General features: G+C 63.7%; 29 protein-coding genes and 1 tRNA gene. 21 read left to right on the forward strand and 9 right to left on the reverse strand.

Annotation, left to right across the window (positions count from 1 at the left end):
- The first annotated feature begins 134 nt into the window (after positions 1–134).
- Positions 135–1499 carry an Nramp family divalent metal transporter gene (locus tag P6U29_RS19330; protein WP_407119006.1) on the forward strand — a complete coding sequence of 455 codons (1365 nt, stop codon included), beginning with the start codon at positions 135–137 and terminating at the stop codon, positions 1497–1499.
- A 131-nt stretch (positions 1500–1630) separates the two neighbouring features.
- Here the strand turns inward: P6U29_RS19330 and P6U29_RS19335 are convergent, their stop codons facing one another.
- The 3 genes from P6U29_RS19335 to hemB form a co-directional block, all read right to left on the reverse strand.
- Positions 1631–2407, reverse strand: a complete 777-nt coding sequence (locus tag P6U29_RS19335; protein ID WP_407119007.1) for an arginyltransferase — start codon at positions 2405–2407, stop codon at positions 1631–1633.
- A gap of 115 nt (positions 2408–2522) precedes the next feature.
- Positions 2523–3065, reverse strand: coding sequence for an RDD family protein (locus P6U29_RS19340; protein ID WP_407119008.1), 543 nt, complete (start codon positions 3063–3065; stop codon positions 2523–2525).
- A 402-nt stretch (positions 3066–3467) separates the two neighbouring features.
- Positions 3468–4529 (reverse strand): porphobilinogen synthase, encoded by a 1062-nt coding sequence (gene hemB, locus P6U29_RS19345; RefSeq protein WP_407119009.1) that lies wholly within the window; start codon positions 4527–4529, stop codon positions 3468–3470.
- Between the two features lie 122 nt (positions 4530–4651).
- Between hemB and P6U29_RS19350 the strand changes: the two genes are divergently transcribed.
- The 12 genes from P6U29_RS19350 (at position 4652) to P6U29_RS19405 (ending at position 15326) form a co-directional block, all read left to right on the forward strand.
- Positions 4652–5155, forward strand: coding sequence for a DUF6163 family protein (locus P6U29_RS19350; RefSeq protein ID WP_407119010.1), 504 nt, complete (start codon positions 4652–4654; stop codon positions 5153–5155).
- A gap of 517 nt (positions 5156–5672) precedes the next feature.
- Positions 5673–6191, forward strand: coding sequence for a transcriptional regulator LdtR (ldtR, locus tag P6U29_RS19355; protein ID WP_407119011.1), 519 nt, complete (start codon positions 5673–5675; stop codon positions 6189–6191).
- A gap of 200 nt (positions 6192–6391) precedes the next feature.
- Positions 6392–6625 carry a hypothetical protein gene (locus P6U29_RS19360; protein WP_407119012.1) on the forward strand — a complete coding sequence of 78 codons (234 nt, stop codon included), beginning with the start codon at positions 6392–6394 and terminating at the stop codon, positions 6623–6625.
- A gap of 37 nt (positions 6626–6662) precedes the next feature.
- Positions 6663–6884 (forward strand): hypothetical protein, encoded by a 222-nt coding sequence (locus P6U29_RS19365; protein ID WP_407119013.1) that lies wholly within the window; start codon positions 6663–6665, stop codon positions 6882–6884.
- A gap of 242 nt (positions 6885–7126) precedes the next feature.
- Positions 7127–8425 (forward strand): serine hydroxymethyltransferase, encoded by a 1299-nt coding sequence (gene glyA / locus P6U29_RS19370; protein WP_407119014.1) that lies wholly within the window; start codon positions 7127–7129, stop codon positions 8423–8425.
- Positions 8426–8440: 15 nt separating this feature from the next.
- Positions 8441–8923 (forward strand): transcriptional regulator NrdR, encoded by a 483-nt coding sequence (gene nrdR / locus P6U29_RS19375; protein ID WP_011087793.1) that lies wholly within the window; start codon positions 8441–8443, stop codon positions 8921–8923.
- The gene (gene ribD, locus P6U29_RS19380; RefSeq protein WP_407119015.1) at positions 8920–10068 is read left to right on the forward strand and encodes a bifunctional diaminohydroxyphosphoribosylaminopyrimidine deaminase/5-amino-6-(5-phosphoribosylamino)uracil reductase RibD; all 1149 of its coding nucleotides are present in this window, start codon (positions 8920–8922) and stop codon (positions 10066–10068) included. Before nrdR ends, ribD begins: the two co-directional genes overlap by 4 nt.
- Positions 10068–10676: a riboflavin synthase gene (locus P6U29_RS19385; RefSeq protein WP_407119016.1), complete on the forward strand. Its 609-nt coding sequence runs from the start codon at positions 10068–10070 to the stop codon at positions 10674–10676. Before ribD ends, P6U29_RS19385 begins: the two co-directional genes overlap by 1 nt.
- Before the next feature lie 125 nt (positions 10677–10801).
- The gene (ribH, locus tag P6U29_RS19390) at positions 10802–11293 is read left to right on the forward strand and encodes a 6,7-dimethyl-8-ribityllumazine synthase (protein WP_407119017.1); all 492 of its coding nucleotides are present in this window, start codon (positions 10802–10804) and stop codon (positions 11291–11293) included.
- Positions 11294–11297: 4 nt separating this feature from the next.
- A complete protein-coding gene (gene nusB, locus P6U29_RS19395) occupies positions 11298–11795 on the forward strand; it encodes a transcription antitermination factor NusB (protein ID WP_027573694.1) in 498 nt (165 codons plus the stop codon).
- Between the two features lie 175 nt (positions 11796–11970).
- A complete protein-coding gene (thiL, locus tag P6U29_RS19400) occupies positions 11971–12969 on the forward strand; it encodes a thiamine-phosphate kinase (protein WP_407119018.1) in 999 nt (332 codons plus the stop codon).
- Between the two features lie 236 nt (positions 12970–13205).
- Positions 13206–15326, forward strand: coding sequence for a sodium-translocating pyrophosphatase (locus P6U29_RS19405; protein WP_407119019.1), 2121 nt, complete (start codon positions 13206–13208; stop codon positions 15324–15326).
- A 172-nt stretch (positions 15327–15498) separates the two neighbouring features.
- Here P6U29_RS19405 and P6U29_RS19410 read toward each other — a convergent pair whose 3' ends face one another.
- Both P6U29_RS19410 and P6U29_RS19415 read right to left on the reverse strand, forming a co-directional pair.
- The gene (locus P6U29_RS19410) at positions 15499–16524 is read right to left on the reverse strand and encodes a Bug family tripartite tricarboxylate transporter substrate binding protein (RefSeq protein WP_407119020.1); all 1026 of its coding nucleotides are present in this window, start codon (positions 16522–16524) and stop codon (positions 15499–15501) included.
- A gap of 194 nt (positions 16525–16718) precedes the next feature.
- The gene (locus P6U29_RS19415; RefSeq protein ID WP_027577348.1) at positions 16719–17204 is read right to left on the reverse strand and encodes an outer membrane protein assembly factor BamE; all 486 of its coding nucleotides are present in this window, start codon (positions 17202–17204) and stop codon (positions 16719–16721) included.
- A gap of 98 nt (positions 17205–17302) precedes the next feature.
- On the opposite strand from P6U29_RS19415, the gene P6U29_RS19420 reads away from it, so the two are divergent.
- The 7 genes from P6U29_RS19420 to P6U29_RS19450 all read left to right on the forward strand — a co-directional run bounded on the left by P6U29_RS19420 (position 17303) and on the right by P6U29_RS19450 (position 22023).
- Entirely contained in the window at positions 17303–17854 is a 552-nt protein-coding gene (locus tag P6U29_RS19420; protein WP_407119021.1) for a ubiquinol-cytochrome C chaperone family protein, read from the forward strand.
- Positions 17851–18417 (forward strand): YceD family protein, encoded by a 567-nt coding sequence (locus P6U29_RS19425; protein ID WP_407119022.1) that lies wholly within the window; start codon positions 17851–17853, stop codon positions 18415–18417. Before P6U29_RS19420 ends, P6U29_RS19425 begins: the two co-directional genes overlap by 4 nt.
- A gap of 297 nt (positions 18418–18714) precedes the next feature.
- A complete protein-coding gene (plsX, locus tag P6U29_RS19430) occupies positions 18715–19776 on the forward strand; it encodes a phosphate acyltransferase PlsX (protein ID WP_407119023.1) in 1062 nt (353 codons plus the stop codon).
- A complete protein-coding gene (locus tag P6U29_RS19435) occupies positions 19773–20753 on the forward strand; it encodes a beta-ketoacyl-ACP synthase III (protein WP_407119024.1) in 981 nt (326 codons plus the stop codon). The genes plsX and P6U29_RS19435 overlap by 4 nt, the downstream gene beginning before the upstream one ends.
- 133 nt (positions 20754–20886) lie before the next feature.
- The gene (locus tag P6U29_RS19440) at positions 20887–21228 is read left to right on the forward strand and encodes an integration host factor subunit alpha (RefSeq protein WP_407119025.1); all 342 of its coding nucleotides are present in this window, start codon (positions 20887–20889) and stop codon (positions 21226–21228) included.
- Positions 21229–21252: 24 nt separating this feature from the next.
- The gene (locus tag P6U29_RS19445) at positions 21253–21831 is read left to right on the forward strand and encodes a MerR family transcriptional regulator (protein WP_407119026.1); all 579 of its coding nucleotides are present in this window, start codon (positions 21253–21255) and stop codon (positions 21829–21831) included.
- A 114-nt stretch (positions 21832–21945) separates the two neighbouring features.
- Positions 21946–22023: transfer RNA gene (locus P6U29_RS19450), tRNA-Pro, on the forward strand.
- An 80-nt stretch (positions 22024–22103) separates the two neighbouring features.
- Here the strand turns inward: P6U29_RS19450 and P6U29_RS19455 are convergent.
- A complete protein-coding gene (locus tag P6U29_RS19455; protein WP_407119027.1) occupies positions 22104–22388 on the reverse strand; it encodes a helix-turn-helix transcriptional regulator in 285 nt (94 codons plus the stop codon).
- 76 nt (positions 22389–22464) lie between these two features.
- Between P6U29_RS19455 and P6U29_RS19460 the strand changes: the two genes are divergently transcribed.
- Positions 22465–22695: a helix-turn-helix domain-containing protein gene (locus tag P6U29_RS19460; RefSeq protein ID WP_407119028.1), complete on the forward strand. Its 231-nt coding sequence runs from the start codon at positions 22465–22467 to the stop codon at positions 22693–22695.
- A gap of 100 nt (positions 22696–22795) precedes the next feature.
- Here P6U29_RS19460 and P6U29_RS19465 read toward each other — a convergent pair whose 3' ends face one another.
- From P6U29_RS19465 to P6U29_RS19475, 3 genes are read right to left on the reverse strand one after another with little or no spacing between them, the layout of a single operon-like run.
- Positions 22796–23455 carry a hypothetical protein gene (locus P6U29_RS19465; RefSeq protein ID WP_407119029.1) on the reverse strand — a complete coding sequence of 220 codons (660 nt, stop codon included), beginning with the start codon at positions 23453–23455 and terminating at the stop codon, positions 22796–22798.
- The gene (locus tag P6U29_RS19470) at positions 23452–24042 is read right to left on the reverse strand and encodes a helix-turn-helix domain-containing protein (RefSeq protein ID WP_407119030.1); all 591 of its coding nucleotides are present in this window, start codon (positions 24040–24042) and stop codon (positions 23452–23454) included. Before P6U29_RS19470 ends, P6U29_RS19465 begins: the two co-directional genes overlap by 4 nt.
- Positions 24017–24424 carry a hypothetical protein gene (locus tag P6U29_RS19475; protein WP_407119031.1) on the reverse strand — a complete coding sequence of 136 codons (408 nt, stop codon included), beginning with the start codon at positions 24422–24424 and terminating at the stop codon, positions 24017–24019. Before P6U29_RS19475 ends, P6U29_RS19470 begins: the two co-directional genes overlap by 26 nt.
- Positions 24425–24735 lie beyond the last annotated feature (311 nt).

Below are 24735 nucleotides of genomic sequence, written 5' to 3' on the forward strand. Positions count from 1 at the left end.
GTATCCGCTCCCATGGGCGGCCAAACCCACCCGCTTTCCGACAGGGCGGCGGATAACGACCAGACCGGAACCGATGCCGCTAGATGCAGTTGCAAATGAGTTGCAATAAGCGCCGACTTGGGTATTCTCCTCTCATGGATGCGCGATCGCCCGACCTGACCCAAACCTTGTCCCAAGACGTCGCCGGCTGGCGCGCTGACGCGCCCATCACCAAGAGCCTCGCCGAGGTCAATTCCACAGTCGCCATTCCGGCCGCCGGCCGGTGGTGGCGGCGGCTGTTGGCCTTCGTCGGTCCGGGCTATCTGGTCTCGGTCGGTTACATGGATCCCGGCAATTGGGCGACCGACCTCGCCGGCGGGTCGAAGTTCGGCTACACGCTGCTCTCGGTCATCCTGCTCTCGAATTTGATGGCGATCCTGCTGCAGTCGTTGGCGGCGCGGCTCGGCATCGTCACCGACCGCGATCTCGCGCAGGCCTGCCGCGCGACCTATTCGCCGGCGGTGAACTTCCTGCTCTGGCTCGCCTGCGAGGCGGCGATCATCGCCTGCGATCTCGCCGAGGTGATCGGCACGGCGATCGCACTCAAACTTCTGTTTGGCATTCCCCTGATCGGCGGCGCGCTTCTCGCCGCACTCGACGCCTTCCTGCTGCTGCTCCTGATGAACCGCGGCTTCCGCTTCCTGGAAGCCTTTGTCATTGCGCTGCTGGCGGTGATCGCGGTCTGCTTCGTGGTCCAGATCGTGGCTGCGGCCCCGCCGGTGGCCGAAGTTTTGCGGGGCTTCGTGCCGAAGAGCGAGATCTTCACCAACTCCGACATGCTCTACATCGCGATCGGCATCATCGGCGCGACGGTGATGCCGCATAATCTCTACCTGCATTCCTCGATCGTGCAGACGCGCGCCTATCAGCGCAACGACACCGGCCGTCGCGAAGCGATCAAATGGGCGACGACGGACTCCACCATCGCCCTGATGCTGGCGCTGTTCATCAATGCCGCGATCCTGGTCGTGGCGGCTGCGACCTTCCACAGAAGCGGCCATTCCGACGTTGCCGAGATCGGTCAGGCCTTCGAGCTGCTATCGCCGCTGCTCGGCCTCGGCATCGCCTCGACGCTGTTCGCAGTGGCGCTGCTTGCCTCGGGCCTGAACTCGACGGTGACGGCGACGCTCGCCGGCCAAATCGTGATGGAGGGCTTTCTCGACCTGCGGCTGCCGAGCTGGGCGCGCCGCCTGCTCACGCGCGGTATCGCCATCATCCCCGTGATCATCGTCACGGCAATCTATGGCGAGCGCGGCACCGCGGATCTCCTGGTGTTCAGCCAGGTCGTGCTGTCGATGCAACTGCCCTTCGCCGTCATCCCACTGGTCCGCTTTGTCTCCGACCGACGCAAGATGGGTCAGTTCGCGATCCCAGTGTCCGTCGCCGCGATCGCGTGGATCGTCGCGGGCGTCATCGTGGTTCTGAATGTGAAGCTGCTGGCGGATACGCTGTTTGGGTGAGTGACCCAAAACACACCGCTGTCGTCGCCCGGCTTGACCGGGGGGCAACCCACTATCCAGAGACGGTTGTGATTGAGCCGAGAAGCCGCGGCGTACTGGATGCCCCGGTCAAGCGAGGGCATGACAGAAAACTAATCCTGCGGCTCGGATGCTGTATCGCCCTGCGCGTCGACGCGCAGCCAGCCTGAGGGGGCGAGGCGCTGCTGCGGCAGGAAGCGGGCCTTGTAGTCCATCTTCTTGGAGCCTTCGATCCAGTACCCGAGATAGACGTAAGGCAGGCCCTGACGTCTCGCGCGCGCGATATGGTCGAGGATCATGAAGGTTCCCATCGAGCGGCTGACTTGGCTCGGATCGAAGAAGGAATAGACCATCGACAGGCCATCGCTAAGCACGTCGGTGAGCGCCACCGCGATCAGCTCCTCGCCGCGGCCGGTGAGGCCGCTGTCGGGGCCGCGCTTGCGGTATTCGATGATGCGGGTCTCGACATGGCTGTCCTCGACCATCATGGCGTAGTCGAGCACGGTCATGTCGGCCATGCCGCCGTGGCGGTGGCGGGCGTCGAGATAGGCGCGGAACACCGAATATTGCTCGGAGGTCGGCACCGCACTGCGCTGCTCGCCGATGATGTCGGCATTGCGTGCCATCACCTTGCGGAAGCTGCGGGAGGGCCGGAACTCGTTGGCGATGACGCGGACCGAGACGCAGGCGCGGCACTGGTCGCAGGCGGGACGATAGGCGATCGACTGGCTGCGGCGGAAGCCGCCATGGGTCAGGAGGTCGTTGAGGTCGCCGGCGCGATCCCCCACGAGGTGCGTGAACACCTTCCGCTCATGGCGGCCCGCCAGATAGGGGCATGGGGATGGCGCCGTGAGGTAAAACTGCGGGGTATCGCGAGAGTGCTGGGTCAAGGGACGTCGTAGGCCTCCGAACTGGACATCAGCATCGCGCTACCAAAGCTCCCGGTCAATCGGCCTGCGCGGCAGGACAGGCTCGCCACCCTAGCAGGTACAGGTTGCCAGCTCCTCACCAGGTCCTGGCGGCCTGCGACACCGGCGCGCGGACGGAATTGTTGATCACGACGGTTCCCAGCACGAAATCGTGCAGCAGGCGCCGGCGGCCGTTGAACAGACCGATCAGCACCACGAAGGGCGACAGGAACGAGACCGTCACCCAGAACAGCACGGCATGGGTGGCGCCGAGCACGAAGTAACCGGGCGCGCCGTACCAGGTGCGCAATTCCAGATCCATGACCCGCATGCCGATCGTCGCCGACGACGGACCGCCGATGCACGCGCCGTAATAGACGATGGCCCAGATCACGGAGGCCGGCCAGGCGATCCAGAACAGCGCCCAGCCGATGCCGAGGGTGACCACGCCGAACAATGCGATGAAGATGTAGCCGAGGATCACCGGTACCGAGATCACGACCATGTCGATCAGGAAGGCAAACACCCGCCGCGTCGCTACGCCGCGGAACAGCTCCGGATGCAGGTAAGGGTCGTAGGCGTGGGGCTGCACCCCGCCGTCATTACGCCAGGTGCCTGAACTGCCCGAGTCATACGACATCGTCCGTCCTCCCAAGGGGAAACAGAGGAAAACCCTCGAGGCAGGACATGGGAGCAGGCCATCCCCGTGCCAAGGGCGCGCGGGCGCGATGGAGCGGAAATATTCCGGCGATTCGGGGGCGGGGACCGGCGCGATGCCGTGGGCGGAGCGCAGCGGTATCCATCATCGTCGCCCTTTCATCGATGGGTTTCGCTGCGCTCTACCCATCCTACAACAAACGTGCGCAACCCGCCCTCGTGTCCCGGACAGGCGCCGCGAAGCGGCGCGCAGAGCCGGGACCCAGAGGCAACAAGCAAGATCGCAGTGAGATGGAGCCCCGGCTCTGCAACGCATCACGTCGCAAGTGCGCCGTGCTGCATTGCGTCCGAGGCACGGGAGGACGGATAGAGTGGACGAAGCACCTCATCCCTGCGCGCGCAGCTTCTCCGCCGCCTTTGGCGCAAAATAGCTCAGCACGCCGTCGGCGCCGGCGCGCTTGAAGGCGAGCAGGCTTTCCATCATGGCGCGTTCGCCGTCGAGCCAGCCGTTGTTGGCGGCGGCGGCGATCATCGCGTATTCGCCGGAGACCTGGTAGGCGAAGGTCGGCATCGCAAACGTGTCCTTCACGCGGCGGACCACGTCGAGATAGGGCATGCCGGGCTTCACCATCACCATGTCGGCACCCTCGGCGATGTCGAGCTCGACCTCGCGCAGTGCTTCATCGGTGTTGGCGCTGTCCATCTGATAGGTGCGCTTGTCGCCTGTCAGCGTCTTGGCCGAGCCGATGGCGTCGCGGAACGGTCCGTAGAAGGCGGAGGCGTATTTGGCCGCATAGGCCATGATCTGGACGTCGAGCAGACCTGAGCGATCCAGCCCCTCGCGGATCGCTGCGACGCGGCCGTCCATCATGTCGGAGGGCGCGATGATGTCGCAGCCGGCTTCGGCCTGCACCAGCGCCTGGCGCACGAGCACTGCCACCGTCTCGTCGTTCAAGATCTTGCCGTCGGAGATCAGGCCGTCATGGCCGTGGCTGGTGAAGGGATCGAGCGCGACATCGCAGAGGACGCCGATCTCCGGAAACTCCTTCTTGATCGCGCGCACGGCCTGACAGACCAGGTTGTTCGGATTGGTGGCTTCCGAGCCCTCTTCGTCGCGCAAGGAGGGATCGGTGTAGGGAAACAGCGCAATGCAGGGGATCGTCAGCTTCATTGCGCGCTCGGCCTCGCGCACCGCCTGATCGACGCTGAGCCGGTCGACGCCCGGCATCGAAGCGACCTGCTCGCGCTTGTTGTGGCCGTCGATCAGGAACAGCGGCCAGATCAGATCGTCGGTGGTGAGGACGTTCTCGCGCACCATCCGCCGGGCCCACTCGGCCTTGCGGTTGCGGCGCGGTCGGACGGGCAGATCGAGGGCAGGGGAGGCCGCTCCGCCATCCTTGCGCGAAACCTCACGCAATTCGATCGGACGTCCGTATTTGATCGCCATCACTCTTCCTCCGGCTGGAATTATTCTTATACCAGCTCGCATGGTTCCCGCCACCGCGGCTTGACCTGCCGCAAGGGATGGCAGCCGATTGATTTTGCGGGACGAAGCAGCCAGAAGGGGCCATGTCCGAGATATCCACCCGCGATGCGACCCGCGACAACACCAATGCCAGGGACGCCGCCCGAGACAATGCCAGAGACAGTGCACTGTCGGTGGCGGCGATCTCGTCGGAGCGCTCAGAGTCCGACGACAATGTGTGGACGCGCCGGCTGGTGCTGTTCCTCCGGGTGATGGCGCTGCTTTCGATCCTCAAGGGCCTCTATCACTGGGCGCAGGTCACGGGCTTTGTCGGCGGCGAGGACGAGGCCTTCGAGAACCAGTCGATGGCCTGGCAGGCCGCGACCGTCTACTTCGCCGTGATCGAGCTCGTCGCCGCCGTCGGCCTGTGGCTCGCGACGCCCTGGGGCGCGGTGGTGTGGCTGACGACCGTGGTGTCGATGGCCGTGATCGAGTTGATGTTCCCGGGAATCTACGGCGGTAGCCTGGTCGTGGTCGGCGTCGAGGTCTTCATGCTTGCCGCCTATCTTGCGCTCGCCTGGATGGCCGCGCGCGAACGGCCGCCGTAGCAGCATTTCTCGACGCGCGATGCTCTCGTGCCCCCGGACGCCAGCGCAGCGCTACTTCAGCGGTGCGCTGCAGAGCCGGGGCCCATCTCTCGAACATCTCGCTTGCGGCTTTCTGGATCCCGGCTCTGCGATGCATCGCTGCGCGTTGCATCTTGTCCGGGACACGAGAATGTTGCGCTTGGTTGACCGTTGGTTGCCTAAAATTTGCGGTAAGTTTTCATTGACCAGCCGGTTCCGCCACAGCTGTTACGCGCTCGTTTCGAAACGGGGCGGGGCTGTGCTGGAATGCGACAACAGCGGCGGACGGAGGGTGAACAGGACCTTGCGAAGGTCAACAGAGGCTTTCGAAAAGTGCTTGTGGCACAGGCTTAATCCGCAATTCACTGTCTTAAATTCATGATCTCTTTATTCTCTTATTTAAGCCGATCTTCAAACGCGCCCCTTAAGTTGCACCTATCAGACGGGACACAAGTTTCGTCGAATAAGTGTCGATAAAAACGACAACAGGGGAAGTGTCATGATGAAAGCCGTCGCAACTGCGGCAGATACCGCAGAGCGCGTCTCCGGCCAGCAGGGTTCGGTGCAGTCGCTCTATCTGGAAGCTTTGACTCTGGTGGAGCGGCTGCATCGCCGGCTCCTCGACGTCATCAAGGATGAATTCGATCGCCGCGGCCGTGCGGACATCAACTCGGTCCAGGCGCTCTTGCTGTACAACATCGGCGACAAGGAGCTGACCGCGGGCGAGCTGCGCACGCGCGGTTACTATCTCGGCTCCAACGTCTCCTACAATCTAAAGAAGCTCGTCGAGCTCGGCTTCCTCGATCATCAGCGCTCGCGCGTCGATCGCCGCTCGGTGCGCATCCGCCTGACCCCGCAGGGCCAGGAAGTCCGCCGCATCGTCGAGGCGCTCTACCAGAAGCACGTCAAGACGGTGGAGCAGGTCGGTGGCATCTCCGGCGAGGAGTTCTCGACCCTCAACAAATCGCTGCACCGCCTCGAGCGGTTCTGGACCGACCAGATCCTGTATCGCCTCTGATCTTTCCAAGGGACAAGGCCAAGCCGGCCCGACAACAAGACCGGCAAGTCTCCCGAACGTGCCTGACTTCCCCAAGCGCGCCGGCCCGGACTACTCCCGGACCGGTGCGTTCCATATTTTGCACCTGCGAAAAAATGTCTCGGGCGCGAGGAACCAGTTCCGGGCCCGGCGCTTATCTCCTTCGGATCGGAGAAACGTCGATGCTGGTCGAGCGCGGGCTTCAGGCGATGAACGTGGAACTCGTAAGCGAAGCCTACGCCATCGCCGCGAACTTTCTTCGCCATTCCGGCGCGATCCCCGTCTCTCTCGTTACCAACGAGCGCCTGCTCGGCCTCATCATCAAGCTGCTCCAGCAAGGCGAATTCAACAAGATCAGGCTGGCGAACAAGGCAATCGCCAAGTTCCAGCAGACCGAGGCCAGAGCGGTTGCCTGATCAAGACTCCCAAAATAGCGACGAACCAGAGGGTGCCATGGAAACCGCCATCGACCGCATCATGCAGACCTATGATCTGCTTGCCAACCGCACCGCGGCGGCGAGTGAGGAGGCGCGGGAAAAGGTGACGAATTACCTGAACATCCTGATGGAAGCCGGCGAGACGGACACCCATCGGTTGACAGTGTGCGGCCTGACTTACTTGCGCCAGCTCGACGGCAGCGTGGATCCGGTGAAGGCGGGGTATACCGGGCTATGAAACGACACTGGCTCCGCCGGGTAGAGAGAAGAGGCCAAAGCTGCGCTAGTTCAGGGGTGGTGCCATAGAACCGCTTCCGGGCTGAAAACCTCCAATCCCCCATATCTTGCATAAATATCAGGCCCGACCCGCAAATGCTTGGCCGGGGGCGGGCGATGTGGTAGATCGCGCATGCTTCCGACCGCCACACCAGACCCGCCCGTAGCCCGCCAAAAGGCTGCGGCGGTGGAGATATTCGCAAGATGACCGCACCCAAAACCGCCTCCGCGCCCGATTCGTTTTTTACCGCCTCGCTCGAGCAGGCCGATCCGGAAATCGCCGCCGCCATCAAGGGCGAGCTCGGCCGGCAGCGCCATGAGGTCGAGCTGATCGCCTCCGAGAACATCGTCAGCCGGGCCGTGCTGGAAGCGCAGGGTTCGGTGATGACCAACAAATATGCGGAAGGCTATCCGGGCGCGCGCTATTACGGCGGTTGTGAGTGGGTCGACGTCGCCGAGAACCTTGCGATCGATCGCGCCAAGAAGTTGTTCGGCGCCAATTTCGCCAACGTGCAGCCGAACTCCGGCAGCCAGATGAACCAGGCGGTGTTCCTGGCGCTGCTGCAGCCCGGCGACACCTTCATGGGTCTCGATCTCGCCGCCGGCGGCCATCTCACCCACGGCTCGCCCGTCAACATGAGCGGCAAATGGTTCAAGGCCGCGCACTACACCGTACGCCGCGAGGACCAGATCATCGACATGGATGCGGTCCAGAAGCAGGCTGAAGAGGTCAAGCCGAAGCTGATCGTCGCCGGCGGCTCCGCCTATTCGCGCGCCTGGGATTTCAAGCGTTTCCGCGAAATAGCGGACAGCGTCGGCGCGTACCTCTTGGTCGACATGGCGCATTTCGCCGGTCTCGTCGCCGGCGGCGTGCATGCTTCGCCGGTGCCGTATGCGCACGTCACCACCACCACGACGCACAAGTCGCTGCGCGGTCCGCGTGGCGGCCTGATGCTGTGGAATGACGAGACGCTGACCAAGAAGCTCAACGGGGCGATCTTCCCCGGCCTGCAAGGCGGTCCTCTGATGCACGTGATTGCGGCGAAGGCGGTCGCCTTCGGCGAGGCGCTGCGTCCGGACTTCAAGGTTTATGCGAAGAACGTCGTCGAGAACGCCAAGGCGCTGGCGGAGGCGATGAAGGGCCACGGCTTCGATATTGTCTCGGGTGGTACCGACAACCATCTGATGCTCGTTGACCTCAGGCCGAAGGGCCTGAAGGGCAACGTCTCGGAGAAGGCCCTGGTCCGCGCCGCCATCACCTGCAACAAGAACGGCATTCCGTTCGACCCCGAAAAGCCCTTCGTCACCTCGGGCCTGCGTCTCGGCACTCCGGCCGCGACCACTCGCGGTTTCGGTGTCGCCGAATTCCAGCAGGTCGCTGGCATGATCGCCGAGGTCCTGAACGCGATCGCGCAGTCCGACGACGGCAAGGCGCCGCTGGTCGAAGCTGCGATCAAGGAACGGGTCAAGGCGCTCACCGACCGGTTCCCGATCTACCAGTAAGGTCAAGGTACACGGATGCGCTGCCCGAACTGCAACAGTCTCGATACGCAGGTAAAGGACTCGCGTCCGACCGAGGACTCGTCCGTGATCCGCAGGCGGCGCGTGTGCGTCGCCTGCAATTTCCGCTTCACCACCTTCGAGCGCGTGCAGCTGCGCGAGCTCACGGTCATCAAGCGCAACGGCCGCCGCGTGCCGTTCGACCGCGACAAGCTGATGCGCTCGGTGCAGATTTCGCTGCGCAAGCGGCAGGTCGAGCCTGAAAGGGTGGAGAAGATGGTCTCCACCATCGTGCGCGAGCTCGAGACCGGGGGCGAGGCCGAGATCTCCTCGGAGGTGATCGGCGAGACCGTGATGGAGCATCTGCGCACGCTCGACGACGTCGCCTATGTGCGCTTTGCCTCGGTCTACCGCAATTTCCGCGAGGCCAAGGATTTCGCCGACGTGCTCGGCGAGCTCTCCGGTGAGGAGGAAGCGCGGCTCGCCGCGATCCGCAAATGATCTTCCGCATCCTGGAGGATCAGTTCGCGCGGCAGGCCCGCGAGGCCAAGGAGGCCGACCGCCGTTTCATGGAGCTTGCGCTGGCACTGGGTAAGCGCGGGCAAGGGCGCACCTGGCCCAATCCGGCCGTGGGCGCCGTGATCGTCAAGGACGGCGTCATCGTCGGCCGCGGCTGGACGCAGCCCGGAGGACGGCCGCACGGCGAGCCTGAGGCGCTACGGCGCGCGGGCGAGGCGGCGCGGGGCGCCACACTCTATGTCACGCTGGAGCCGTGCTCGCATTTCGGCAAGTCGCCGCCTTGCGCCGACGCGGTGATCGCGGCCGGCATCAAGCGGGTGGTGGCGGCGATCGAGGATCCCAATCCCCAAGTCGCGGGCCAGGGCCATGCGCGCCTGCGCGCAGCCGGCATCACGGTGGATGTCGGGCTGTGCGCGGCGGAGGCCGCGTTCGATCATGCCGGCCATTTCCGCCGCATCCGGGACAAGCGCCCGCATGTGATCCTGAAGCTCGCGGTATCGCCTGACGGCAAGATCGGCGCGGCCGGCAGCAAGCCGGTCGCGATCACGGGCGAGGCCGTGCGCGATCGCGTGCACCTTTTGCGCGCGCAGAGCGATGCCCTTCTGGTCGGAATCGGCACGGTGCTGGCGGACGATCCGCTTCTCACCTGCCGCCTGCCGGGCATGGCGGCGCGCTCGCCGGTGCGTATCGTGCTCGACCAGAGCCTGCGCATTCCCGCATCGAGCCGGCTCGTGCGCTCCGCGCGCGAGACGCCGCTCTGGGTGGTTGGTTCTGAGCTCGCCGAAGCCTCAGCTGCCACGCGGCTTGGCGCGGCCGGCGCGCAAATGTTGCGCGTGCCTCCGCGAGGTGCATCAGGGCTCGATCTACCGGCCGTGCTCGATGCGCTGGCCGAGAAGGGCATCACGCGGCTGATGGTCGAGGGGGGCAGCCGTGTTGCGGCTTCGTTCGTGGCGGCCGATCTCGTCGACGAGATCTGGTTGTTCCGCGGCGCGGAAGCGGTCGGCGAAGGCGGCGTCGATGCGCTCGATGCATTGCCCCTGTCGAAAATCACGCAGTCGCAGGCCTACAAGGTTCATGCTAGCGAGACCTTCGGCAAGGATACTCTCACCATCTACGAGCGCCCGTAATGTTCACCGGCATTGTCACCGATATCGGCGAGATCGTCAGCTTCACGCCGACGGCGCAGGGGCAGCTGCACCGCCTGCGCATCGCCTGCCGCTACGATCAGAGCACCATTGCCGACGGCGCCTCGATCGCCTGCAACGGCGTCTGCCTGACCGTGGTTGCCTCGGGCGTTGCGGATGGCAGGACGTGGTTCGACGTCGACACGGCAGCCGAGACGCTGGCGCTGACGACGGCCAAGCACTGGAAGGTGGGGACGAAGCTCAATCTCGAGCGCGCGCTGAAGATCGGTGACGAGCTCGGCGGCCACATCGTCGCCGGCCATGCAGACGGGATCGCCACCATTGTCAGCCGCGAAGACCTGCCTGATATGGCGCGCTTCGTGCTCTCGACGACGCGGGAGCTGGCGCGGTTCATTGCCACCAAGGGCTCGATCACGCTCGACGGCGTGTCGCTCACGATCAATACGGTTGCGGACGTGACCTTTTCGGTGCTGATCATCCCACACACGCTGACGGTCACGACCATCGGCACCTGGAAGGCGGACGACGAGGTCAATATCGAGGTCGACCTGATGGCCCGCTACGCGGCGCGGCTGACGGAGATGAAGTGACCGGCACAGCCGTCATTCCGTGTTCGATGCTTCGGATCGCCCCGGAATGACAGTTTCTTTGAACTTGGCTTACCTGCCTACGGCGACTACATAACGCGCCAACCCCTTTCGAAACGGATTGAACGATGGCAGACGCGCGGCGCGCACCCCTGAAGGACCAGACCGACATTTCCGGCGCGCGCGCGCTTGTAGTCGAGGCACGGTTCTATGACGATCTCCAGGACGCGCTGCTCGAAGGCGCGGTGGCCGAGCTGAAGGCGGCCGGCCTGACGCATGACGTCATCACGGTTCCCGGTGCGCTGGAGATTCCGGCGGCGGTCGCCATCGCGGTCGATGCCGCGGCGGCGAACGGCAAGCCCTATGATGCGGTAATCGCGCTTGGCTGCGTGATCCGCGGCGACACCATTCATTTCGAGATCGTGTCGCAGGAATCCTCGCGCGCGCTGATGGACCTCGCCGTGGCGCGAAAGCTGCCGCTCGGCAACGGCATTCTCACCGTCAACACCGAAGCGCAGGCCTGGGCGCGGGCGCGCGCCAGCGAACTGAACAAGGGCGGCGATGCCGCGCGCGCGGCGCTGGCGATGCTGCACATCAAACGCCGCCTGGCACGGGCCTGAAGCCATGGCCGACAACAGCAAGAAACCAGCTGGCAATCCAGAGAAGAAAGCAAACCGGCGCGGCGCGGCGCGGCTCGCCGCCGTGCAGGCGTTGTACCAGATGGACATCGCCGGCGCCGGCATCAACGATATCTTCGCCGAGTTCGAGAGCCATTGGCTCGGCAACGAGGTTGAGGGCGACACGTACCTGCCGGCTGAAGCCGCGTTCTTCCGCGACGTCGTCTCCGGCGTCGTGCGCGACCAGAAGAAGCTCGATCCCCTGATCGACGAGGCGTTGTCGAAGGGCTGGCCCTTGAAGCGGATCGAAGCCATCCTGCGCGCGGTGCTGCGGGCCGGGGCCTATGAGCTCCAGCACCGCAAGGACGTGCCGGGCCGGGTGGTGGTCTCCGAATATGTCGACGTCGCCAATGCCTTCGTCGACCGCGAGGAGACCGGCATGGTGAATGCGGTGCTCGACCAGATCGGCCGGCAGTTTCGCGGGGACGAGTTCGGGCGGGGGTAGTTTTCCGCGAAGGCGGTGAATTGATGCGATGTGGCTGCCCCATACTCCGTTGTCATCACCCGCGAAGGCGGGTGATCCAGTACGCCGCGGCCTATCGATTTTTCACGACCGTCTCTGGAATACTGGATCGCCCGGTCAAGCCGGACGATGACAGCGGAGTTTGAGGCTGACGCCGATGGCAAGCACGCAAAATCCCTCCGGCGAAGACTCCCTCATCGCGCGCTATTTCAAGCCGCTGGCGACCGATCCCGGCGCGTTCGGGCTGGTCGATGACGCTGCGGTGCTGTCCTCGTCCGGCGAGGACATCGTCGTCACCACCGACGCCGTCGTTGAGGGCGTGCATTATCTTGCCAGCGATCCGCCTGACACCATCGCGCGCAAGGCGCTGCGGGTGAACCTGTCCGATCTCGCCGCCAAGGGCGCGTTGCCAGCAGGCTTCGTGCTGACGCTGGCATTGCGCAGCAAGGAGGATGCCTGGCTCCGTCCCTTTGCGGACGCGTTGAGCGAGGACGCAAAGAATTTCGCTTGTCCTCTGCTCGGCGGCGACACGGTGTCGACGCCGGGCCCACAGATGATCTCGATCACGGCCTTCGGCCGTGTGCCTCGGGGGCGGATGATCGGCCGTACCGGCGCAAGGCCGGGCGACCGCATCCTGGTGACAGGGACGATCGGCGACGCCGCGCTCGGCCTCGACGTGCTCAGAGGTGGTGCCGCGGCTGGCGCGCTGACATTCGATTCCGCTACACGGGATTTTCTCATCGCACGCTATCGGTTGCCGGAGCCGCGCAACGTGCTGGCGCGAGCGGTGCGCGATCATGCGACGGCCGCAATGGACGTTTCCGACGGCCTCGCTGGTGACCTGACCAAACTCTGTGCAGCGTCCGGGGTCTCGGCTTCGGTCGACGTGACAAGCGTGCCACTCTCGGCCGCGGCGGCCGGCCTGCTCGCCGGCAACGTCGTTCGCGTCGAGACGCTGCTTGCGGGGGGCGATGACTACGAGGTGCTGTGCACCGTTCCGCCCTCGCAAAGCGACGCGCTGATTGCCGCGGGGCAGGTCATGGGCGTTGCCGTGACCGCGATCGGTACGATCGTGGAGGGGCACGAGCGGCCGCGCTTCCTGGACGGGCAGGGCCAGGAACTGCTCTTGACACGGCTGTCCTACAGCCACTTCTAGGAATTGCTCCAAACCGGCATCTTAGTTCGCAGCACTTGGTCCTAAATACCTGCCGAGATCGGCGTTTTCGGCCTTATCCGGCGTTGCACCCTCAATTTGATTTTGGCAAGCTCGCAACCGACTGGAGCCGCCCCTTTAGGGCAAGGGGGCGGCTTTGTTCAAAATCAAGGCGCCGCACCGCACGACGGACAACAAAAGGCGCCGGGGGTACATCAAGGATCTGAGGCAAAAATCACATGACAGCATTATGGTTGATAGTGCTCTGCGGAGTGCTTTCCGTCGTCTACGCGATTTGGGCGACGTCTTCGGTGTTGGGCGCGGATGCGGGGTCGCCGCGCATGCAGGAGATCGCGGGCGCAGTGCGTGAAGGCGCACAGGCGTATCTGCGGCGCCAGTACACCACGATCGGTCTCGTCGGCATCGTCATCTTCGTGCTGCTTGCCTATTTCCTCGGGGTCTATGTCGCGATCGGTTTTGCCATCGGCGCCGTCCTGTCGGGAGCGGCCGGCTTCATCGGCATGAACGTCTCGGTCCGCGCCAATGTGCGCACCGCCCAGGCCGCAACGACGTCGCTCGCCGGCGGCCTCGAGCTCGCCTTCAAGGCGGGCGCCATCACCGGACTTCTGGTTGCCGGTCTCGCGCTGTTGGGCGTGACCCTCTATTTCGGCTTCCTGGTCCACTCGCTGAAGCTCGCGCCTGACAGCCGCACCGTCGTCGACGCCATGGTGGCGCTCGGCTTCGGTGCCTCGCTGATCTCGATCTTCGCCCGTCTTGGCGGCGGCATCTTCACCAAGGGTGCTGACGTCGGCGGCGACCTCGTCGGCAAGGTCGAGGCCGGCATTCCCGAGGACGATCCGCGCAACCCCGCGACCATCGCCGACAACGTCGGTGACAACGTGGGCGACTGCGCCGGCATGGCCGCCGACCTGTTCGAGACCTATGCGGTGACCGCGGTCGCCACTATGGTCTTGGCGGCGATCTTCTTCGCCAAGACGCCGATCCTCGCCAATATGATGACGCTGCCGCTCGCGATCGGCGGCATCTGCATCATTACCTCGATCATCGGCACCTTCTTCGTCAAGCTCGGGCCGAGCCAGTCGATCATGGGCGCGCTCTACAAGGGCCTGATCGCGACCGGCATCCTCTCCCTGATCGGCATCGCGCTGGTGATCTACTACCTGATCGGCTTCGGCAAGCTCGATGGCGTCGACTACACCGGCATGGCGCTGTTCGAATGCGGCGTGGTCGGCCTCGTCGTCACCGCGCTGATCATCTGGATCACCGAATACTACACCGGAACCGACTATCGTCCGGTGAAGTCGATCGCGCAGGCCTCGGTCACCGGCCACGGCACCAACGTGATCCAGGGCCTCGCCGTCTCGATGGAAGCGACCGCGTTGCCCGCGATTGTGATCATCGCCGGCATCCTGGTCACCTACAGCCTCGCCGGCCTGTTCGGCATCGCGATCGCGACTGCCACCATGCTGGCGCTGGCCGGCATGATCGTCGCGCTCGACGCCTTCGGTCCCGTCACCGACAATGCCGGCGGCATCGCCGAGATGGCGGGCCTGCCGAAGGAGGTGCGCAAGTCGACCGATGCGCTCGACGCGGTCGGCAACACCACCAAGGCAGTGACCAAAGGTTACGCGATCGGCTCCGCCGGTCTCGGCGCCCTCGTGCTGTTCGCGGCCTACAATCAGGACCTCAAGTTCTTCGTTGCGGGGTCCGGGCAGCATCCTTACTTCGCCGGCGTCAATCCGGACTTCTCGCTCAACAATCCCTACGTGGTGGTAGGCCTCTTGTTCGGCGGCCTGTTGCCGTATCTGTTCGGCGCGCTGGGCATGACCGCGGTCGGCCGCGCCGCCGGCGCGATCGTCGAGGAGGTGCGGCGTCAGTTCCGCGAAAAGCCGGGCATCATGCAGGGCACCGACAAGCCAGACTACGGCAAGGCGGTCGACCTGCTCACCAAGGCGGCGATCAAGGAGATGATCATCCCCTCGCTGCTTCCGGTGCTGTCGCCGATCGTCGTCTACTTCCTGATCTACGCGCTCGCGGGCGGTGGCGCGGCCGGCAAGTCGGCCGCGTTCTCCGCCGTCGGTGCTATGCTGCTCGGCGTGATCGTGACGGGCCTGTTCGTCGCGATCTCCATGACCTCGGGCGGCGGCGCCTGGGACAACGCCAAGAAGTACATCGAGGACGGTCATTTCGGCGGCAAGGGCTCTGATGCTCACAAGTCGGCGGTGACCGGCGACACCGTCGGCGATCCCTACAAGGACACGGCGGGACCCGCGGTGAACCCGATGATCAAGATCACCAACATTGTTGCCTTGCTGCTGCTGGCGATCCTGGCGCACTGAGCGGCGATGACGAGAAGAAAAAACCCCACGGCGCGAGCCGCGGGGTTTTTGTTTGATGAGTTGGACGCTCTCGCCACGTCATTGCGAGGAGCTCTTGCGACGAAGCAATCCAGGGTCTTTCCGCGGAGAGATTCTGGATTGCTTCGCTACGCTCGCAATGACAGGGAGAGAACTACTGCACATCCATCTGCAGGCCTTCCTTCTGGATGATGCCGGCAAACTTCTTCGTTTCGGCGTCCACGAAGGCGGCGAACTGCTGCGGCGTGCCGTAGTCGGCGCGGGCGCCCATGGCGGCGATCTGCTTCTTGATGTCGTCGCGCTCCAGCATCGCCTTGACTTGGAGATTGAGCGCGTTGAGCACCTCGGGCGAGACACCCTTCGGCAGGAACACGGAGAACCAGGACGAGACGTCGAAGTTCGCCAATTCCGGCGCGCTCTCGCGCATGGTCGGCAGGTTCGGCGCGAGGTCGCTGCGCTCGGTCGTGGTCACGCAGAGGCCGTTGAGCGTGCCGTTCTGCACCTGAGGCAGGCTCGGATAGAGATTGTCGAACAGGATCTGGATGTCGCCGGCGAGGGCCGCTTGCAGCGCGGGTCCGGCGCCCCGGAACGGGATGTGCGTCATCTTGAGACCGGTGAGCTGCAGGAACCAGGCGCCGGTGAGGTGAGGGCTCTGGCCGACGCCCGAGGAGGCGTAGCTGAGCTTGTCCGGGTTGGCCTTCAGGTAAGCGATCAACTCGGGGATCGACTTGATGCCGGTCTTCGGATGCGCCGAGACGATGTTCGGGATCCGGATCATGTTCGAGACCGGCTGCAGCTGGTCCGGCTTGTAGGTCAGGTTCTTGAAGATGCTGTAGGCGATCGCGTTCGGCCCCGGGTTGCCGATCAGGATGGTGTGACCATCCGGCTTGGCGCGCACGGCCTCGGCCGTGCCGATCGTGCCGCCGCCGCCGGAGCGGTTTTCCACGACCGCCGACTGGCCCCAGGCGGTTTGCAGATGTGCGGCGAGGAGCCGGCCCATCACGTCGGTCGAGCCGCCGGCCGCAGCCGGCACGATGAGGCGGACATTTTCGGTGGGCTTCCAGTCGGCAAGGCTCGATCGCGGCAGGATCGTTGCGGCCGAAAGGCCGGCAGCGCCGGCGAGCACGCGACGGCGGGACAACAAGGTGTTCTGAAATGTGTTCTGAATTTTCTTGGGCACGAATCCGCTCCCTGCTTCTTGCTTTGCTGGGACGGTACGGAACCGCTCGTGCGGCCGCAAGTCGTGCGCGGCGGCAAGTGCCGCGCGGAGGGCGGCACGAAGCCGCAGGCTCAAGCGATTTACCTTGCGGCGGAATTGGCGCGCGCCCTATGACGCGAACCGATATCCACTTCGCTCGAAAATACCGCGAAGCCTCAGTTGAAGCTGAGCAGCTTGAACAGCGGCGCGAGGTAACTCATCTCCTGACCCGAGGTCGGCGTGGTGCGGCTGATGAAGTCGAAGATCTTGCCGTCCTGGAGGCCGTAATTCGCAAGCCGGCGCACGCGCCGGTTCTTGTCGAAATAGATCGCGATCACGCGCTGATCGACCACCTTCTGGTTCATGAAGGCGACCGGGCGCTCCGAGCGCTGCGAGATGTAATAGAACACTTCACCGTCGAGGGTCGCGACGGTGGAGGGCGTGCCCATTACGATCAGCACCTGGTCCTGGCTCGCACCGATCGGAATCTGCTCGAGCGCGCCGGGCGGCAGGATGTACCCCTTCTGGAACTGCTCGCCGGTGCAGCCCGCAAGCGCTACGCCGACCACGGCCGTAGCCGCGAGCATGCGCAAGCCGCGCCAGCATGCGTGAAGGCCGCGCCGCTTGTCCGCGCGCAGGCTCGTCTGGTTGGTTGTTGTCATAGTGGAACTGATTCCGTCCCCTTGCGTCGCGCGAGGCGCTGAAGTACCGGGCGGAGGCTCTGAATGCAACACGCGCGCGCCCGCTTGCGGAAACCACAATGCTTTGGCCGTTCAATCACTTCAGGAAACCCCGGCGAACCCCGCCGGGCACCATTGAAGCCATCTATGGCATGATCGTGACGCAGGCGCGAGGACCCATATTTTACCGCGACTTGGGCGTGCCCGATACGGTTAACGGGCGTTTCGACCTGTTGCTGCTGCATCTCTGGCTGCTGCTGCGCCGCCTGCGCACGGCTCAGGGCGCCACCGAACTGTCCCAGGCGCTGTTCGACCGCTTCTGCGAGGACATGGACGACAATCTGCGCGAGATGGGGGTGGGCGACCAGACCGTGCCGAAGCGGATGCGGGCCTTCGGCGAGGCCTTCTACGGCCGCGTCCAGGCCTATGACCAGGCCATGGAGGCTGGCGGCGAGGCGCTGGCATCGGCGATCTGCAAGAATATCTTGAATGGGACCGGCTTCGACCAGGCGCAGTGGCTTGCGGCCTATGTCCGGGCCAGTGAGGCCGATCTTGGCCGGACCGACGATGCCGCGCTGCTGCTCGCCGCCTTCAAGTTTCCTCCAGCACTTCCTGAGGATGTCACGCCATGAGCCGACCGAATGCCGGATCCGAGCCCGATCCCTGGCGGGCACCCGTCATCGTTGCGCAGATCCCCGACGCCGGGCTGCATCGCGAGCTCGAGGCCTCGGCGGCTGAGCGGCAGGCCATGGCGGAGGTCGCAGGCCTCCGCGAGATCCTGTCCGCCCATGCCAGCTTTGATGTCGTGCCGAAAAGCGGTGGGCGGGTCCAGGTGACGGGCCTCGTTCGCGGTCGGATCGGCCAGACCTGCGTCGTCACGCTCGATCCGATCGAGAGCGAGATCGAGGAGGAGGTGGACCTGATGTTCGCCCCCGAGGCCGAGGCGCGCCGCCTGGCCGACCTGATCGAGGAGGGGCAGGACGACGAGCCGCCTGAGGTCGCTGACCCGCCCGAGCCGATCGCTGGCGGCATCATCGATCTCGGCCGCCTCGCCACCGATGCGCTGTTCCTGGCGATCGATCCCTATCCGCGCAAGGAGGGGGCCGTGTTCGAGGCGGAGCTCACCGCTCCCGATCCCGAGGATCATCCCTTCGCGGCGCTGAAGGCGCTTCAGGACAAGAAGAAGGGCCAATAGCGGCATTTCCGCTTGTGACGGCCTCGCAAGGGGACGCGAGCCATTTGCCTTGATGGTTTGAAAGAGCCGCTTATCCTTCTGATTTCAATGTATTTCCTGCGAAACACGGGGTTCGTGGCCGGATCGCCCCGAATGCAAAAGGCTGGGGGCAAGAGGTTGTTTCGGGGGCACAAAACGCTATTGTCGCGCCCCGGTCCGGGTGCGGCGTGGCGCCTGGCCGGTCGCCATGTCCGTGGCGAACCCATTTTGCGGCCCCGCTGATCCAAGACCGCACCAGACCAGGTTTCCAGGACTTTTATGCCAAGCAAGGTTCGCATCGCGCTGGACGCCATGGGAGGCGATGTCGGCCCCGCCGTGGTCATTCCGGGCGCCGCTATCTCGCTTGAGAGGCATCGCGATACCGAGTTTCTCCTGGTCGGCGACCGCGCCAAGATCGAGCCCGAGCTCGATAGACACCCGAAGCTGAAAGCCGCCTCCAAGATTGTGCATACCGACGTCGCCGTCAGCATGGAGGACAAGCCGAGCCAGGCGCTGCGGCGCGGCCGCAAGACCTCATCGATGTGGCTCGCGATCGATGCGGTCAAGAAAGGCGAGGCGGACGTCGCGATCTCCGCCGGCAATACCGGCGCGCTGATGGCGATGGCGCGCTTCCATCTGCGGACGCTGCCGGGCATCGATCGCCCGGCCATCTCCGCGATCTGGCCGACCATGCGCGGCGAGTCCGTCGTGCTCGACCTCGGCGCCACCCTCGGCGGCGATGCCCACCACCTGGTCTCGATGGCGGTGATGGGCGCGGCCAAGGCGAGCGTGCTGTTCAACAAGGCTCGGCCCACGGTCGGGCTGCTCAATATCGGCGCCGAGGAGATCAAGGGGCACGAGGAGATCCGCGAGGCCAGCGAGATCCTGCGGGCGAGGAACCTGCCGGAGCTCGACTATATCGGCTTCGTCGAGGGCGACGGCATCGGCAAGGGGCTGGCCGACGTGATCGTGACCGAGGGCTTCAGCGGCAACATCGCGCTCAAGGCCGCCGAGGGAACCGCGAGGCAGATGGCGGAATTGCTCCGTAACGAGATGCGGCGGAGCTGGCTCTCCAAGCTCGGCTATGTCTTCGCGCGCAGCGCCTTCCAGGCCCTTCGCGACAAGATGGACCCCAACAAGTCCAATGGCGGCGTGCTGCTGGGACTGAACGGGGTGGTGGTCAAGAGCCATGGCGGAACCAACGCCGAAGGCTTTGCCTATGCGATCGATGTTGGCTATGAGATGGCTCACTACGATCTCCTGAACAAGATCAATCAGATGCTCAACCGCGAGGGTGGTGCACTCAGTTCCGTGCAGGCCGCGCAGGAGGCTGTTTCGTGACTCAAATTCGTTCGGTCGTGCTCGGCTGCGGCTCTTACTTGCCGGAGCAGGTAGTGACCAACGCCCAATTGGCGGCGCGCATTGACACCTCCGACGAGTGGATCGTCCAGCGCACCGGCATTCGCGAACGGCACATCGCGGCCGAGGGCGAGTTCACCTCGCACCTGGCGATCAAGGCGGCCCAGGCCGCGCTCACTGACGCCGGCGTGGACGCGCAATCGATCGAGCTGATCGTGCTGGCGACCTCGACGCCGGACAACACGTTCCCCGCGACGGCGGTCGCGGTGCAGCACGGGCTCGGTATCAACCATGGCGCGGCCTTCGATCTCCAGGCGGTGTGCTCGGGCTTCGTGTTCGCGCTCGCCACCGCGGACAATTTCCTGCGCACCGGCGCCTACAAGCGCGCGCTGGTGATTGGTGCCGAGACCTTCTCGCGCATCCTCGATTGGAACGATCGCGGCACCTGCGTGCTGTTCGGCGACGGCGCCGGCGCCGTGGTGCTGGAGGCGCAGGAGCAGCCGGGCAATGCCGCGACCGACCGCGGCGTCGTCACCACGCACTTGCGCTCCGACGGCCGCCACAAGGCCAAGCTGTTCGTCGACGGCGGACCGTCCTCGACCCAAACCGTCGGCCATCTGCGCATGGAGGGCCGCGAGGTCTTCAAGCACGCGGTCGGCATGATCACTGACGTCATCGTCGACGCCTTCAACGCGACCGGGCTCAATGCCGACAGCATCGACTGGTTCGTGCCGCACCAGGCCAACAAGCGCATCATCGACGCCTCGGCGCACAAGCTCCATATCGCGCCGGAGAAGGTGGTGCTGACGGTGGACCGTCACGGCAACACCTCGGCCGCCTCGATCCCGCTGGCGCTATCGGCGGCGCGCAAGGACGGCCGCATCAAGAAGGGCGACCTGGTTCTGCTGGAGGCCATGGGCGGCGGTTTCACCTGGGGTTCCGCGCTGGTGCGCTGGTAAGCCACATCAGATAAAATTTTGCCGGAATCAGCGCCGATTATGAATGCGTCGGCATTGATGAGCGCAGTTGACCGTCGTATCGTAACCTCATAATTTCAGACAACAATTGTTCGCCGTGATGTGGGGCAGGGCGATGACCGAGACTAGTAAAACCGTAACGCGAGTTGATCTGTGCGAAGCCGTCTACCAGAAGGTAGGCCTGTCGCGCACGGAATCGTCCGCCTTCGTGGAACTCGTGCTGAAGGAGATCACCGACTGCCTGGAGAAGGGCGAGACGGTGAAATTGTCTTCGTTCGGTTCCTTCATGGTGCGCAAGAAGGGCCAGCGTATCGGCCGCAACCCGAAGACCGGCACCGAGGTGCCGATCTCGCCGCGCCGCGTCATGGTGTTCAAGCCCTCGGCGATCCTGAAGCAGCGGATCAATGCCCAGCACCGCACCAATGGCGACGCCACCAAGGCTCAAGAAGAGGCTTAAACCGCCTTCGGAAAGGACTGGCATTTGGACAAGGCGCCGGATGCGTTCCGAACCATCAGCGAAGTAGCGCAGGAACTCGACATTCCGCAGCACGTGCTGCGGTTCTGGGAGACCCGGTTCTCCCAGATCAAGCCGATGAAGCGCAGCGGCGGCCGCCGCTATTACCGCCCCGACGACGTCGACCTGCTCAAGGGCATCCGCCGGCTGCTCTACGGCGAGGGCTACACCATCCGCGGTGTGCAGCGGATCCTGAAGGAGCACGGCGTCAAATCGGTGCAGGGCCTCGCCGACAGCGCGGCCGCGGTCTCGTTCGGAGCGATCGAGGACGCCATCGGGCAGAGCCTGATGGAGCCCGACGACGAGGCGCCCATCAAGGGCATCACCGACACCGACGACGACGACTTCCAGGGCGATGAGGAGGAAGGCATCGACTTCCGCTTCACCGAGATCGACGACGAGGAGATCCTCACCACCTTCCGCAAAGGCGGCGCCGCCGCCGCTCCCGCCGGCCCCAGCGCGCTTGACCGGGAGCGCTTGGGGCGGGCACTCGCCGACCTCGTCGCAGCTAAGGAGATGCTGGATCAGGCGCTGAAGGACGGGTAGGGGCCGCTTCTCGCCAGCTTTGCGGACAGTTCCGGGGGCGGTTTGGGCGGATACACCAAAATGGTGTGACCTCGCCTTGCGCAAAGCGGCGATCCTAGCTAATGGAACGACATTCGGAGCGTGGCGCAGCCCGGTTAGCGCACTAGTCTGGGAGACTAGGGGTCGGAGGTTCAAATCCTCTCGCTCCGACCATTTTTCCAATAAAATCAATCGCTTATGCGATGGTATTTTTTGTAGGCGCACTAGTCTGACGGACTAGGGGTCTAAAATCGCTAGGTTTTGCCCTTGACACGGCCCGACGCAGCAGAGCGACGGCTTATCCGATTGTTGAGCGGCAGAGCCTTTTGCCAAGCCAATACTTCATCCGCATACCAAGCGCGCTTGCCGGCGCTGATACTATGGCTGGGCGGAAAAACTCCGTCCCGCTCCATTCTGAACAGCGTCGTCCGACTTAGCGGCAGGATTTCCAACACCTGTTCGACGCTCAGCATGCGGCGAGGGGCCTCCGCGTTGGGGCGCGGTTCTTGATCAAGCTCGGTTGCGGCGCTGGCCGACACGGAAATCTCCTCTCGGGTTTCGTTTTGTTCAATATATCGAGGTGCTATATACTGAACAATAGCCATCCTTGCCCGGATGGATTTGCGTGAAACGTTTGCCAGCAACTTGCGCCGTATACGAGCCGAGAAGGGGTTCTCGCAGGATGACCTCGCGTATGACGCTAAGATCAGCCGAAGCTATTTGAGCCAGATCGAGAAGGGGTCGTTCTACGTGAGCCTCAAAGTAATCGGAAAGCTCGCTGCGACATTGGGTGTTGAGCCGGAAGAATTCTTAAGGCGTCGGACGCGCCGAGGAGGGCGCATCTAGACCCGCGCCGTATGATGTCTCCAGAGGAGCGCGAAGGAACACGTGGCGTGGCTTCTCAGCGAGCAGCCCCGATCCTGTCGCCGCTCGGCGGTCCTAAGTGCTACGTGCCCACCTTTACAGCCACGCGCTCGAACTCAGTTAGCAGCTCGATGTGATCGGCTGTACTCATGTTTGCTAGGCAAAAATACCGATTGGTCGCATAGGGAATAGACGCTCGCCGCTCGATTTTGAACATGCTCGGGTTTATTCCGCGCCACCGAGCGTCAGCTATTTGTAAGGGATCGGTGTTGAAACTGAACGAAAGCGCTGATGTAGCGAGACCAACGGGCAGAGCCTTGGAGATTTTCTTCAGCAGGAGTGATGGGAAAAACTTCTCAAGACTTCCTTCAAAGTCCGCAACCACAATGCTCTGGTAGAAGTGCACAGGAGGAGTTGTCGGCTGGCGAACCCCTATGCTGAAGAAGAAAGCGAGGGTTCGCTGTAGGACTTTTTCAGCGTCCTCACTATCAGTTGGCACCTGAATATTGATGCCATCCTCGAATGCAGCGATCTTTGTGATCAGTATCTGATCTGCACCTTCAGACATCCGGCCATCGGCGAACTCAATGCCACCATTTTCGAGGCGCGCTGGCGGCCCCGGAAAACCAAACAGACCTTGCAGTCCGCCGATTACCAGCTGGCTATCAATACCTCGTACAGGCCGAAGCTCGTCGGCGATAGCAATCCACCAAACTTGAGCTTCAGTGCGTTGTATCTTCATGCAGCCAAACCTCGGGTCACCTCATTGGCCATTGACGCTCTCTCGGCCAGCAGCCCGTAAGACGGGCGATTTGGCACGGTGGCGTTCTCGTTGACTGCGGCATTCATGATCGAACTGATCTCTGGTTGACTACTCAGCATATTTCGAACGGCTTTTGCTGCCGATGCTGCAGCGCTCCCGAGGGGAGCCGACACCACCACTGCCTCACCTTGCTCCATCAGCTTGTTTACGTCGAAAGCTGATCGCTTTGTCCCGCTGTTCGGAAAATCAGAAATTGCGGCGAGCCAATCGCTCCATTCAGGGAAGTCGATCCAAACCGGCACATCGAGCGCTGCCGCGATCTCCAACAGGGATTGCAGAGACATCTTCCCGTAGTTCGGATCCTCGAAGCGAGAAATCACATTCTGGCTCGTGCCAGCGCGCTCGGCGAGTTGAGCTTGCGTCCATTCCCGACCGGGTTGCTCGCGCAGCACGCGAATGAGTTGGGCGATGCGGGCACGCACTTGGTCAGCAACGAACTCCTTCCGGATGTCAGGCTGAGAAAGCGGCTGCAGAAATGCTTCACTCCAGTGCGAGCCATAGGTCATGTTTTAGTTTCCTGTCCTGGAGGAGTTCCGCTTTGCGCCTAAGCGCGATCTCGCATGCCGCCTTGGGAACAAATTTGCCGCCCTTCTCGCGAGCCCAAAGAAGGATGACGAACTCAGTTTCCGTAATATGAAATCCGAGGGGTCGTTGCTGCACGTTCTCGGCCAGAAATCTGATCTCCCAAAGGCCGTCACAGTTGCCAGAGAGCTTCTTGAAGTAACCTTCGTGCCACTCACGCCGAGGAAGGGTGGCCAAAATTCGTAGGCGAGAAAGCGCGATCGCCTTGAGCTTGGGGGAGCCATCCTCGTAAGCCCGCCGGACATCGCTGTCGATGCTCCCTCCATCCTCTCGCCCATAGTAGCTGAAACTGGAGGGCAACGGCAATCGTTTATTCCATTTTTGCTATAAGGCAGGTTAACGTCGCGCTGCGCGCGCTTTGAGCGAGTGATGGGAGGCGCACACGCTAATTGCCGTTGGGAGTTCTGTCACCCTGTGGGGAGCAATTGCCTGTGCAGAGTGGTCGTTTGCGTTTGGTCGAACCGACACGCTTCAGAGCAGCCCCTAAGCGCGGCCCCGCTTTGTGACGGCGCTTCAGATATTCACCCCGTTCGCTTTCCCTGCGCCGCCCCTGGGGTAGTAGGGCTCAGCCCTAAATGCGACGAAACCTCATGAAACGCCGAGGGCCTCGTGGGCGC

Source organism: Bradyrhizobium sp. LMG 9283, from assembly GCF_045571415.1.
Lineage (GTDB): Bacteria > Pseudomonadota > Alphaproteobacteria > Rhizobiales > Xanthobacteraceae > Bradyrhizobium.